This is a genomic window from Variovorax sp. CAN15 (assembly GCF_030462475.1).
Classification (GTDB): Bacteria; Pseudomonadota; Gammaproteobacteria; order Burkholderiales; family Burkholderiaceae_C; genus Variovorax.
In genome coordinates, this window is record NZ_JASMRZ010000021.1 from 13,650 (window position 1) to 27,925 (window position 14,276).

Genomic DNA, 14,276 nt, shown 5'->3' on the forward strand with positions numbered 1-14,276 from the left:
TCATTTCTGAACAGCGAGCATCTTAGAGGGCGCGCGGACTCGTACGGCCCCCGCGTGGGGCGCGAGCGTGTCAGGTCTGGGAATCGCCGGCGGCCGAGCACTCCTGCAGCAAAGCGGCCGACTGGGTGACCTGCTCGGCGATCTGTTCGCGCAGCGGCCGCCATTCGAGGCTGAACGGGGCAAGCAGAACCCACTGCATGGTCAGCGCCAGCGCGATGCCGAGAATGACGAACACCCAATGCACGAGTTCCATTGCCGCCCCTTTTTTGAAGAATCAGGGCCGGAGTCTGAGCACTTCGCGGGCGCCGCGATATCGCCAATTCGGGGGATGCCATTCGCAAGAGGCGGTGCGCCCCCTGCGGCCGTACGGCTCACTTCGCCGGCAGGTACCGGCGCGGGTCGACGGCGTTGCCGCGGTAGCGGATCTCGAAGTGCAACCGTGCGCGCGCGCCGTCGGCGCTGCCGATCTCGGCGAGCTTCTGGCCCTGCTTCACCTGCTGGCCCTGCTTGACCTGCACAGCGCGCAGGTTGGTGTAGACCGACATATATGAACCGCCGTGGTCGACCATTACCACGCTGCCGTAGCCGCGCAGCGTCTCGGTTACAGCCACCTTGCCGGCGCCGATGGACGCCACCGGGTCGCCCGGGCTTCCGGCGATGTCGATGCCCTTGCTGCTGGTGCCGTTGAAGCCGGTGACGACCTGGCCCGGCGCTGGCCAGGCCCAGTCGCTGCGCCGCGACGCGGGCGGGGCGGCCGGCTCCGGTGCCAGGTCGCGCGGTGGCCTGGGGCGCTCCGCGCGTTCGGAGCGCTCGGGTCGTTCGCGGCCCGGCGACGGCTCCGCCGAAGCGGCGCCGCCCGGGGGGACCACGCGCAGCACCTGGCCGGCTTCGAGCTTGTCGGGGTCCTGCAGGTTGTTCCAGCGCGCGATGTCGCCGAGCGAACGGCCGTACTTCGACGCGATGCGATAGAGCGTGTCTCCCGGCTGGACGACGTACTCGCCCGGCCCCGCCACCGGCGCCTTGGGAGACGTGGAGCACGCCGCCACCATCAATGCCGCTGCAAGCACAACGCCCGCGCGCCAGTTCCTTCCTGTCAAAACCACCACCGGATTCCTTCCTGACAACCTGAATCTCGCGCTCCCGGGTGCCTCGGGGTCGCGCTCGAAGAATCCGGGAAGGCTAACAGCAGTCGCGGGGCGTTCCTCCGGTTTCAAGGCTTTTCGCCTCGCGCGGCGCCTGCGGGCCGGCCCGGGAAATGCGGCCGAATTGCCCGGAGGAATTCACCGGAAGACGGCGCCCACGGTGAATTGGGACTACATCGGGTAATAGGATGTCGCCGACTTCATGGATGCCCTTGAAAATTCGCATTCAACAGCGTTGCGCATCTTTTTTGAAATTCCGGATTTTCAGATTTTGTTTGAATATCCCTTATATGGTTACAGGTCCTGCCAATTAATAACAGTCGAGCGCGGAAGGATGTTTCTTTTTTCGACGTCTTTCCCGGAGCGATTTCCGCATGGCTCGCAGGCGGGCCGGGAGCTGCAGCCCGGGCACCCTCCGAAACAGCCGCAGAGGCTCTTGCCCTCCTGTTTTCCTCTGGGTCTCCCCTTGAGTACCCCGCTTCTACCCGGCGCGGACGGTGCCTTGACGGGGTCGTCCGGCTCACTTTTCACCGCGCGCGGCGCATCAGTTACCTCGTCCGGGACGGTTCGGGTAGTACGTTTCAGAAATAACTTTATCTAGTTGTAACTTAGGCCTTAAGTCCACACAACACCAGTTGCAAACACCCTAGGATGAAGACACGAAAAGAACGCATGTCATCTCCGGTTCTTTGAATCAGGCGAATGGATTTTCCATTCTCCCGGCCGCTTTCGTCCTATTTCTTTTGGGATATTTACGTGGAAATTCAAACTGTTTCGCAGGCAGGACAAGGTGCTCCGGGGCTTTCCCTGGAAGACTTGTTCGTGTCGCGATCCAATTCGAACGGCCCCTGCGGCCGCCACGCTGGATCGGCGACGCTCTCCCCCGACTTCGCGCTGGACTGGACACGCTCCCTCGCCACCAGCGGCCAGCTGCCCGACACGCTTTTCGCCGCCGCATGGCTGCTGCTGCAATCGCGCTGGCTCGGGAACCCGCAGCCCGTGCTGCGCGAAGCGGGCCGCGGCCCCCTGAGCATCGCACTCGACGCGACCACGGCCGTGAGCGCCTGGCTCGCCGTGCTGGACTTCACTCGCCGAGCCCCTTCGCGAGCAGCGCCCGGCGCGGCCGCACCCGATTCGCTCTGGCTGCGCGAGGAAACGGAAGAGGCCGACGCCCCGTTGCGCCTGCGTTTCGATGCCGCTTGCGCATGCCTTCACGTCGATGCGGTCGCGAGCCTGATGGATTCGGCGGCGATCGGCCAACTGCTCGCCGCCCTCGCGGCAACCGCCCAGGACCTTCTCGGGCGTCCCGATGCCGCCCTCGGCGACATCCGCACGCTGCCGCACACCGACCGCGCCGACCAGCTCGACGCCTGGAACACCACCCTCCCCCCGGTAGACCTGGCCCTCACTGTGCCCGCGATGTTCGCCTGCCAGGTAGCAACGGCCCCAGAAGCCGTCGCCCTCGCGCAGGGCGACACGACGATGAGCTACGGCGAACTCGATCGCCGCTCCAGCGACCTCGCGCATCACCTCCAGAGCCTGGGCGTGCGAACCGGCGACGGGGTGGGCATGCTGCTCGATCGTTCGATGGCAGCCGTCGTCGCCCAGCTAGGCATCCTCAAGGCCGGTGGTGCCTACGTTCCCGTGCCCACGGACTACCCGGGCGAACGCATCGCCTACATGCTGGCTGAGGCCGGTGCGCACCACGTACTCACTACGAAGGAGCACCGCCATCTCGTGCCCCCGGGCAGCGCTGTTTTCCTGATCGACGAGTGCGAGGACAAGCAGAACCGGAGTTCATGGAATCCACCGGCCATCGACGCCGGATCGGTGGCCTACGTCATGTACACCTCGGGCTCCACGGGCACGCCCAAGGGCATCGAGATCTGCCATCGCTCGATCCTGCGGCTGGTCGTCGGCGTGGACTACGTCGACCTTGCCCCGGGCCTTGCCATGCTGCATGCGGCGCCGCTGGGTTTCGACGCGGCCACGCTCGAGATCTGGGGGCCGCTGCTCAACGGCGGCTGCTGCGTCATCCACGACGAGCGCGTGCCCACCGGTGCAGGCCTTGCCCGCACCATCGAGSGCCACGGCGTGCACACCGCCTGGCTCACGGCCGCGCTCTTCAACGCGGTGATCGACGACGACCCGGCGCATCTCGCCGGCCTGCGCCATCTGTTCACCGGCGGCGAAGCGCTCTCGGTGCCGCATGTGCGGCGCGCGCTCGCAGCCCTGCCCGGGCTTGCGCTGAGCAACGGCTACGGCCCGACCGAATGCACCACCTTCGCGGCCACGCACCGCATCGCCGCGCCGCTGTCCGACGACCTGCGCTCGATTCCGCTCGGCCGCCCCATCAAGAGCACCGTGCTGCGCGTGCTGAGCCCGTCGATGGCGCTGCTGCCGACCGGCTTCGTGGGCGAGCTGTGCATCGGCGGCCACGGCCTGGCGCGCGGCTACCTGCGCCAGCCCGAACTCAGCGCCGGGCGCTTCGTGCCCGATCCCTTCGGCGCCCCGGGCGATCGCCTCTACCGCACCGGCGACCTCGCGCGCTGGCTGCCCGACGGCACCATCGAATTCATCGGCCGCCGCGACGGGCAGGTGAAGATCCACGGGCACCGCATCGAGACCGGCGAAGTCGAGGCCGCAATCCTCGCGCATCCGGCCATCCAGTCCTGCGCAGTGGTCGCGCGGCCCGATGAAAACGGGCAGCTGCGCCTTGTCGCCTATCTGGTTTCGCGCTCTGCGGAAGAGCAGCTTTCGTGGGAGGCCCTGCGCGCCCATCTCGCCGGGCGCCTGCCCGCCGCGATGCTGCCATCCGCCCAGGTGTGGCTCGCACAGTTGCCCGTCACGCCCAACGGCAAGCTCGACCGCAAGGCGCTGCCCGAGCCGGCCGGCGAGCGCCCGGATCTTGCGCAGCCTTTCGAGGAAGCGCGCAACGCCACCGAGCAGCGCGTGTGCGATGCCTTCGCGCGCGCGCTGCGCATCGCGAAGGTCGGGCGCAACGACAACTTCTTCGACCTCGGCGGCGACTCGCTGCTGGTGCTGCAGGTGCTGGCCGACCTGCGGCAGGACTCGGCGGTGCCGCTGTCGGCCAATCTTTTCTTCCGCAATCCCACGCCAAAAGCGATGGGTGCGCGGATGCAGCCGGCGGACGAACAGTCCGCCACGGCCGCTGCGCCCGGTTTCAAGGATCGACCGGACGCAGCGGCCACCCATCTTGAAGACGCCGTCGCGCTGATCGCCACCGCCGGGCGCTTCCCCGGCGCGGCCGACGTGGAGCAGTTCTGGGACAACCTCGTCGCCGGGCGCGACACCATCAGCTTCTTCGACGACGCCACGCTCGACGCGGGCGTCTCGCAAGCCCTGCGCCGCGACCCGGCCTATGTGCGCGCACGCGGCGTGATCGACGGCATCGAGGACTTCGACGCCGCTTTCTTCGGCATAAGCCCGAAGGAAGCGCAACTCATGGACCCGCAGCAGCGCGTGTTCCTCGAAATCTGCTGGGAGGCCCTGGAACGCGCCGGCTACGTGCCCGACGCGGCACCCGGCCCGGTCGGGGTGTACGCCGGCATGTACAACGCCACCTACTTACAGCGCCACGTGAGCACGCGGCCCGACCTGGTGGAGCCGGTGGGCGAGTTCCAGGTGATGCTGGCCAACGAGAAGGACTACATCACCACGCGGGTGGCGAACCGGCTCAACCTCACGGGCCCGGCCGTCAGCGTGCATACCGCCTGCTCGACCTCGCTGGTGGCGGTGGCCCAGGCCTTCCATGCGCTGCGCACGGGCCAGTGCTACATGGCGCTGGCCGGCGGCGCCTCGGTCACCTGCCCGCCGCGCAGCGGCTATCTCTACAACGAGGGCTCGATGCTCTCGCCCGACGGCCACACGCGCAGCTTCGACGCGCAGGCCCGGGGCACCGTCTTCAGCGACGGCGCGGCGGTGGTGCTGCTCAAGCGGCTGGCCGACGCGCAGGCCGACGGCGACACCATCTACGCCGTGCTGCGCAGCGCCTGCGTGAACAACGACGGCGGCGCCAAGGCCAGTTTCACCGCGCCCAGCGTCGATGGCCAGGCGGCCGTCATCCGCGCCGCGCTGGCGGCAGCCGAGGTGGATGCACGCAGCATCTCCTATGTCGAGGCGCATGGCACGGCCACGCCGATGGGCGACCCGGTGGAAGTCGAGGCGCTGGCCTGCGCCTATGCCGAACACACCGACGCGCTCGGCTACTGCACACTCGGCTCGCTCAAGAGCAACGTCGGCCACATGGTCACGGCGGCGGGCGCGGCGGGCCTCATCAAGACGGCGCTGGCGCTGCACCACGAGCAGATCCCGCCGACCGTCCACTTCAGCGCGCCGAACCCGGCGATCGACTTCGCGCGCACGCCCTTCCACGTCACGGCAAGCCTGCAGGCGTGGCCGCGCGACGGGCAGCCGCGCCGCGCGGGCGTCAGCGCCTTCGGCGTGGGCGGCACCAACGCGCACGTCATCGTCGAGGAAGCGCCGCTGCGCCCGGCCTCGCCGCCGGCCGTGGGCGACCAGGTGCTGCTGCTGTCGGCGCGCTCGGAGGCCGCGCTCGCCGTGGCCGCCGGCCAGCTCGCAGCGCACCTGGAAAGCCGGCCCGGACTGCCGCTGGCCGACGTGGCCCATACCCTCGCAGTCGGCCGCAAGGCCCATGCCTTCCGCCGCGCCGTGGTGGCCGGCAGCACGGCTGAGGCCATTGCCGCGCTGCGCGATGGCGCCTCTCCGAGCGGCACCAGCGGCCGCGCCGCCTCGCGCGCGCAGCAGCTCGTGCTGATGTTCCCCGGACAGGGCGCGCAGTACGCCGCCATGGGCCGCAACCTGCATGCGAACGACCCTGTCTTCGCTGCTGCCTTCGACGACTGCATGGCCGCCTTCGCCGGCGCGACGGATTTCGACCTGCGCGAACGCATGTTCAGCGACGACCCGCAGGCGCTCGCGCCCACCGCCGCCACACAGCCCGCGATCTTCACGCTGGAATACGCGCTGGCCCGGAAGCTGCTGGCGCTTGATGCGCGTCCGCATGCGCTGATCGGCCACAGCGTCGGCGAGTTCGTCGCGGCCGTCATCGCCGGCGTGATGCGGCTCGAAGATGCCGCCCGGCTGGTGGCCCGCCGTGGCGCGCTCATGCAGGCGCAACCGCCAGGCGCAATGCTTTCGGTGCGCCTGGGCGGGGCCGATCTCGCCGAGCGGCTCGGCCCGAATCTCTCCCTCGCCGCCGACAACGGCCCCACCGCCTGCGTGGCCGCCGGCCCCTTCGAGGACATCGCCGCGCTGCAGGCCGCACTGGAAGCCGACGGCATTCCCAGCCGGCTGCTGCAGACCTCGCACGCCTTCCACTCGGCCATGATGGACGCGGCCGTCGCGCCCTTCGAGGTTCTGGTGGGCCAAGTGACGCTGCGCGCGCCGCAGATTCCGATCTTCTCGACCCTCACCGGCCTGCCGCTCGAAGACGCCGACGCCACGAGCCCGGCCTACTGGGCCCGGCATCTGCGAGGCACCGTGCGCTTCTCGCCGGCCGTGCGCAGTGCGATGGCGCAGGTGCAGAACCCGCTCTTCGTCGAGGCGGGCCCGCGCAACATGCTCGCCACGCTGGTGCGCCAGCACGGCGCTAACGCGGGCAGCGTCTTTCCGCTGCTGCATGTGGAGCCCGGCGGCAGTGCCGACGAGGCCCGCACCCTGCGCCTGGCGCTCGCGCGGCTGTGGACCTGCGGCGCCGAGGTCGAACTCTCGCGCCTGAGCGCCCGTGCCGGCGCGCAACGCGTGCGCCTGCCCACCACGCCTTTCGAGCGCAAGCGCTGCTGGGTCGACATCGCCCCGGCCGACGCATCGCCCAACACCCCATCCGTCGCGGCTGCGCCCGTCGCCGCCGTCCCAGTCCCACCCATTTCCCTGGAGCCGATCGTGACTGCTGCTTCGCCCTCGCCTCTTCATCCCCCCGCCGCGTCGCCGTCGCCCATCGACTCGCGCCTGCGCACCCTGTTCGAGGACATCTCCGGCCTCGACATGGCGCAGGCCGAGGGACAGGCGCCCTTCGGCGAGCTGGGCCTCGACTCGCTCACGCTCACGCAGGCGGCCACGCAGATCAAGAAACACTTCAAGGTCGCCGTCAGCTTCCGCCAGCTGATGGAGAACTACCGCAGCTTCGACGCGCTCTCGGCTTTCCTGCGCGAGAGCCTGCCGCCCGAAGCCTCCCCGGCCCCGGCCGCCGCGATGGCCCCCGCGGCAGGCGCGCCAGTCCAGAACGCGGTCTCCGTCGTGCAGGCGGCCGCGCAGCAGCCGGTGCCGATGCCGGTCTACATGCCTGTGCAAGGCAGCGCGGTGATGGGCGATGCCCATCTGCCGCAGCTGATTTCGCAGCAGATGGAATTGATGCGCCAGCAGCTCGCGCTGCTGTCGGGGGCGGTTCCTTCGGCGCCTCCGGTGACGCTGCAGGCCGTGGCGCCGGCGCCGGCCGCTTCCAACCCAATGGCGGTTGCGCCGGCTGCCGCGCCCGCCCCCGCGGTTGCCGCCGTCGCCGAAGAACCTGCCCAGCCCGTGCGCTACGACGTGAGCAAGGCCTTCGGTGCTATCGCCCGCATCCACACCCAGCGCACCGCCGAGCCCAGCGGCCGGCAGAAGGCGCGGCTGGCGGCCTTCATCCGCCGCTACGTGGAGCGCACGCGCAAGAGCAAGGAATTCACCGAGGCCAACCGGGCGCACATGGCCGATCCGCGCGTGGTCAACGGCTTCAGGCCGATCACGAAGGAGATCACCTACCAGATCGTCATCGAGCGCTCCAAGGGCTCGAAGATGTGGGACCTCGACGGCAACGAGTACGTCGATGCGCTCAACGGCTTCGGCATGAACATGTTCGGCTGGCAGCCCGACTTCGTGCAGGAAGCCGTACGCCGCCAGCTCGACGCCGGCTACGAGATCGGCCCGCAGCACCCGCTGGCCGCCGAGGTGACGGCGCTGGTGTGCGAGCTCACCGGCAACGACCGCGCAGGGCTGTGCAACACCGGTTCCGAGGCCGTGATGGCGGCGCTGCGCATCGCGCGCACCGTCACCGGCCGCAGCACGGTGGTGGTGTTCACCGGCTCCTACCACGGCACCTTCGACGAGGTGCTGGTGCGCGCCGGCAAGGGCGGCAAGGGCCTCTCGGCCGCGCCGGGCGTGATGAGCGGCATGTTCGGCGACATCCGCGTGCTCGACTACGGCACGCCCGAGGCGCTGGAGTTCATCCGCGAGAACGCGGGCGATCTCGCCGCCGTGCTGGCCGAGCCGGTGCAGAGCCGCCGGCCCGACTTCCAGCCGCGCGAGTTCCTGCATCAGCTGCGCGACATCACCTCGCAGAACGGCTGCTGCCTGATCTTTGACGAGGTCATCACGGGTTTCCGCACCGCGCTGGGCGGCGCGCAGGAGTTCTTCGGCGTGCGCGCCGACCTGGCCACCTACGGCAAGGTGATCGGCGGCGGCTTCCCGGTGGGCGTGATCGCGGGCAAGCGCGAGTTCATGGACGCGCTCGACGGCGGCGCATGGCAATACGGCGACGACTCCATTCCCGGGGTGGGCGTGACCTACTTCGCCGGCACCTTCGTGCGCCATCCGCTCGCGCTCGCGGCGGCGAAGGCCTCGCTCGTGCACCTGAAGGAAGCCGGGCCCTCGCTGCAATCCGGGCTCAACGCCAGCACCACCGCCATGGCCGCCGAGCTATCGGGCTGGTGCAAGGAGGTCGGCGCGCCGATCGAGATCCGCCACTTCGCATCGCTGTGGCGCGTGAGCTGGCTCGAAGACCATCCGCTGCAGGACCTGCTGTTCGCCATGATGCGCAGCCGCGGGGTCCACATCCTGGACAACTTCCCGTGCTTCCTCACGAGCGCGCACAGCGCCGAGGACATCGCCTTCATCCAGCGCGCCTTCAAGGAATCGGTCGGCGAGATGCAGGAATCCGGGTTCCTGCCGCGCCGCGCCGTACCGGTCACCGCCTTCGACCTGCACAAGCCGGCCGAGGAAGGCTCCGTGCTGGCCCGCGACATCGACGGCCAGCCCTTCTGGTATGTGCCCGACGCGGCTTCCGACAGCCACCAACACGTCAACGGAAAGGTTGCAGCATGAATGCCGTTCTCAAGCCCACCACGAGCGGTGGCGCCGTGGAGTGCATCATCCCGACCACGGAATCGCAGCGCGAAGTCTGGCTCGGCGCGACGCTGAGCCCCGAGGCCTCGATGGCCTACAACGAATCGGTGGTGCTGCGCCTGCGCGGCGAACTCGATCGCCCGGCCCTCGCGCGCGCCATGGTCCGGCTGCTGGAGCGCCATCAGGCCCTGCGCTCCACCATTTCCCCCGACGGCACCTGCATGCTGGTCAGCCACGCGGGCGGCAACCCGATGGACGAGCACGATCTGGCCGGTCTGGCGCCCGAGGCCCGCGCGCTGGCGCTGCGCGACGCGCACGACGACGCCGTGTGCACGCGCTTCGCACTGGAGCACGGCCCGCTGTTCCGCGCCGCGCTCTACCGCCTCGGCGAAACCGAGCACGAACTGGTGATGTCGGCGCACCACGTGGTGTGCGACGGCTGGTCGTGGGCCGTCATCACCGAGCAGCTGGGCCATCTCTATGCGGAGGAAACCGGCACCAGCCTCAAGCTCAAGGCCGCGCCGCTCTTCTCCGACTTCGCCGCCGAGGAGGCCGCGGCCGCCGCGCATCCGGACATGCAGGCGCACATCGACTACTGGCTGGGCCGCTTCCCGGGCAGTCCGCTGCCGGTGCTCGACCTGCCGCTGGACCGCCCGCGCCCGGCCGCGCGCACCTTCAATTCGCGCCGCGCCGAGCGGCTGCTCGACAAGCGTCTGGTCGCGGCCGTCCGCTCGGCCAGCACCAAGGCCGGCGTCAGCCTGTTCACCGGCCTGTTCAGCGGCTTCGTGGCGACGCTGCACCGCCTTTCGGGGCAGGACGACATCGTGGTCGGCATCCCGGCATCGGGCCAGCTCGCGCACGACATGCCGGGCCTGGTCGGCCATTGCGTGAACCTGCTGCCGCTGCGCATCGCCGCACATGCCGACATGCGCTTCGACGCGCTGATGGACGAGTGCAACACCGCGGTGCTCGACGCATTCGACCACCAGGCGCTCACCTATGGGGCGCTGCTGGGTCAGCTCTCGCTGGAGCGCGACCCGAGCCGGCTGCCGCTGGTGAGCGTGGCCTTCAACGTCGACCCCGACGTTGCCAGCAGCGCGCAGGCCTTCACCACCCTCGACGTGGTGCAGGACACCATCGCCCGCCGCTACGAGAACTTCGAACTCTTCGCCAACCTGCGCCCTCATGAAGGCGGCCTGATGGTGGAGGCCCAGTACAACACCGACCTGTTCGACGAGGTGAGCATCAAGCGCTGGCTCGACATGTTCGAGTGCGTGCTGCAGTCGGCCTCGCACCAGCCCGACGAAACCGTCGGCCGGCTGGAGGTGCTGTCGGCCGAGGCCTCGCGCGAGCTGATCGCGCTGCAGCCGGCGCGCGTTCCGCTGGTCGGTGCGCCGCTGGCGCATGCGGGTTTCCTGGCGCGCGTGCCGATGCAGCCCGATCGTCCGGCCGTGCGCGACGGTGCCAGGAGCTGCAGCTACGGCGAGCTGGATGCGCTCTCCAACCGCCTCGCACGCGCCCTGCGCGCACGCGGCGTCGGCCGTGGGCAGCGGGTGGGCCTGTGCCTGGAGCGCAGCCTGGAGATGGTGGTCGCGATGCTGGGCGTGCTGAAGGCGGGCGCTTCCTACGTGCCGCTGGACACCGCCTTTCCTCAGGCCCGGCTGGACCACTACGCCACCGACGCCAGCCTGAGCCTGATGCTGACTTCGTCGGACATCGCGGTCGCGCCGCGCGACTGGCGCGCAGATGCTGGCGCGCGCATCTTCGAGATCGACCGCGACAACTGGCGCCAGCTCTCCGGCGAGCCGCTGCCGCCGAGCGAGGACGACCCCGGCCCCGACGACGCCTCCTACATCATCTACACCTCGGGCTCGACCGGGCTGCCCAAGGGCGTGATCGCCCATCACCGGGGCGTGGCGCACCTGCTGCAGTGGATGCAGCGCGAATCCAAGGTCGGGCCGCACGACCGCATCGCGGCCGTCACCACCCTGTCCTTCGACATGGCCGTGCCCGACCTGTTGCTGCCACTGGCGGCGGGCGCGGAGCTGGTGATGGTGAAGCGCGAGGTCGCGATGGACGGCACGCGGCTGTCGCGCGCGCTCGACGAGGAACAGATCACCCTGCTGCAGGCCACGCCCGGCATGTGGCAGCTGCTGCTGGATGCCCAATGGGCCGGCGGCGCGCCCGGCTTCCGTGGCTGGACCGGTGGCGAGGCGCTGCGCCCGAGCATGGCACTGGCGCTCTGCGAGCGCATGGAAGGCCTGTGGAACGGCTACGGCCCGACCGAGACCACGGTGTATTCCACCGCCTGGCACGTGCGCCCCGAAGAAATCGCCTCCCGCGGCGTCTCCATCGGCAGGCCGGTGGACAACACCGAGATCTGGATCCTCGATGCCGACCTGCAGCCCTGCCCCATCGGCGTGCCGGGCGAGATCTGCATCGCGGGCGAAGGTGTTTCGCTGGGCTACCTCGACCGCCCCGAGCTCACCGCCGAGCGCTTCGTCACGGTGCGCATCTTCGGCACGCCCAAGAAGGTGTATCGCTCCGGCGACCGCGGCCGCTGGCGCAACGACGGCCTGCTCGACCACCTCGGGCGGCTCGACTTCCAGGTGAAGGTGCGCGGCTACCGCATCGAGCCCGGCGAGATCGAGGTGCGCTGCTGCGAAGTCGAGGGCGTCTCGCGAGCGGTGGTGATCGCCCGCGAGGACAACCCGGGCGACGTGCGCCTGGTGGCCTACCTCGCGCTCAAGCAGGGCGCGGGCTTCGACCTCGAGACGCTGATGGTGCACCTGCGCAAGCACCTGCCGGCCTTCATGCTGCCGCAGCACGTGGTGACGATGGACGTGCTGCCCAAGCTGGCCAACGGCAAGATCGACCGCGTCGCGCTGCCGCCTCCGCAGGCAGTGGCGCGCGACGAGGTGCGCCGCGGCGCGGTCCCGCGCAACGAGCACGAGCGCAAAGTGCTCGCGCTGATGGAGAAGGTGCTGAGCCTGCCCGGGCTGGACATGCACGACGACTTCTTCACCATGGGAGGCCACTCGCTGCTGGCCGCGCGCCTGACCACGCTGCTGAGCCGAGAGTTCCAGGTGACGGTGCCATTGCGCACGCTGTTCGAGTCGCCCACGGCCGCGAAGCTGGCGGCGTCGATCCAGGCGCTGCAGGGCTCGGGCGTGGGGCTGCAGGCGCCCATCGGCCGCAGCATCGGGCGCACCACCGCGCCGCTGACGATGGCGCAGGAGCGCATCCGCTTCATGGAGCAGCTGCATCCGGGCCGCTCGGTCTACAACGCACCCTCGGCGCAACGGCTCACCGGCCGGCTCGACGCCGCGCGCTTCGAAAACGTGTGGCGCGAGATCATCCGCCGCCAGCCCTCGCTGCGCACCCACATCGGCATCGATGCGGAAAGCGGCAAGCCGGTGCAGGTGATTTCGGAATCGGCGGAATTCACGCTGCCGCTGGTGGACCTGCGCGGCCTGCCCGCCGACCAGCGCGAGGCCGAGCTGGCCGAGCGCATGCAGGAGCTGGCGGACCGGCCCATCGACATCCACAGCGCGCCGATGATGCACGCGGCGCTGTTCCAGCTGGACGAAGACGAGCACGTGTTCCTTTTCGTTCCGCACCATCTGATCTGGGATGGCTGGTCTTTCGACCTGATGCAGCGCGAGATGTCCGCGCTGTACGACGCCGCCGAGCGTGGCCGCCCGCACAACCTGACCGCGCTCTCCACCACCCAGGGCGACTACGCCGAATGGCTTGAGAAATGGCTCGCCGGGCCGGCCTGCGAGGAACAGCTCGCCTTCTGGCGCGGCCGCCTCGAAGGCGCGAAGGCCGTGCGCCCGCCGGTCACCGACATGCCCCGGCGCGCCGGCAAGAGCGGCCAGGGCGGCGCGCACTGGATCCACATCGACCTGCAGAGCACGCAGCGGCTGCGCGAGATCGCGCGCGACATGGACGTGACGCTGAGCATGCTGACCTTCGGCGTGTACGCGCTGACCATGGCGCAGGTGACCGGCAACGACGCCATCGTCATCGCCAACCCGGTGCGCGGGCGCCAACAGGCCGAGACGGAAGACGTGATGGGCTTCTTCAACAACGTGCTGCCAGTCTCGCTCGCCATCGACCGCTCGCTCGCGCTGCCGGCCTTCATGCGCTACGTGAAGCAGGAACTGCTGTCGATGATGAACAACCAGCAGGTGCCCTTCGAGCGCCTGATGGAAGAACCGGGCTACGCCGGGCAGATCAGGACCTCCGGGCCCTACCAGTCGATGTTCTCGTTCCAGGATGCCCGCGAGCGCGCCCGCTCGGTCGGCAGCCTGCAGACCCGCCAGGTGCACGTGATGCAGCACGGCGCCACCGACGACATCGGCGTATGGCTGATGGACAAGCCGCACGGCCTGGAAGGCGCACTGATCTACAACGCCGACGTCTACCTGCGCGAGACCGGCGCCCAACTGCGCGAGCGCTATCTCGAAGTACTGCGCCGCGTGGCCGAGGAACCCGGCGCGACGCTGGAGCGGATCACCGACCCCGAGACCTCCACCGCCGCCGCGTACCTGCGCAAGATGGCGGCGAGCGACACGGCGACGGCGGCAGCCGCCAGCGGCGTGCTCGATGGCAACGGCGGCGCGGCCAGGGCGAAGCAGAACCAGCTCGAGCCCGAGCAGGCGCAACTCGCCCGCATCTGGGCCGAGGTGATCGGCATCGACGTGGCCGAGATCCGCGCCGGCGACAACTTCTTCGATCTCGGCGGCGACTCGCTGCTGGTGCTGCGCGCCGTTCAGCAGGCGGCGCAGACGCTGGGACATCGCGTGGAGCCGCGCCGCTACCTGTTCGAGAACCTCGGGCAGATCGCCGCGTCGCCGCGCGTCGCTGGCGAGGGAGTGCCCTCCGACCTCGCCGAACTCGCCGCCGGCACGGCCGCGCACGCGCAGAAGCATCAGCAGCGCGGCGGCCTGCTCGGCGCCTTGGGCGGCTGGCTGCGCAAGGGGTGATGTA

The 14,276-nt window shown here is 69.8% G+C and carries 4 protein-coding genes; 2 read left to right on the plus strand and 2 right to left on the minus strand.

What is annotated here, in order from left to right; genetic code table 11:
• Positions 1-70: 70 nt before the first annotated feature.
• A complete protein-coding gene (locus QMO14_RS15580; RefSeq protein WP_301508153.1) occupies positions 71-253 on the minus strand; it encodes a hypothetical protein in 183 nt (60 codons plus the stop codon).
• 118 nt (positions 254-371) lie between these two features.
• On the minus strand, positions 372-1,103 hold the full coding sequence (locus QMO14_RS15585) for a peptidoglycan DD-metalloendopeptidase family protein (RefSeq protein WP_301508155.1): 732 nt from the start codon (positions 1,101-1,103) through the stop codon (positions 372-374).
• 861 nt (positions 1,104-1,964) lie between these two features.
• On the opposite strand from QMO14_RS15585, the gene QMO14_RS15590 reads away from it, so the two are divergent.
• Positions 1,965-9,260, plus strand: a complete 7,296-nt coding sequence (locus QMO14_RS15590; RefSeq protein ID WP_301508158.1) for a polyketide synthase — start codon at positions 1,965-1,967, stop codon at positions 9,258-9,260.
• Positions 9,257-14,272, plus strand: coding sequence for a non-ribosomal peptide synthetase (locus QMO14_RS15595; RefSeq protein WP_301508160.1), 5,016 nt, complete (start codon positions 9,257-9,259; stop codon positions 14,270-14,272). The genes QMO14_RS15590 and QMO14_RS15595 overlap by 4 nt, the downstream gene beginning before the upstream one ends.
• The last annotated feature ends 4 nt before the right edge of the window (positions 14,273-14,276 follow it).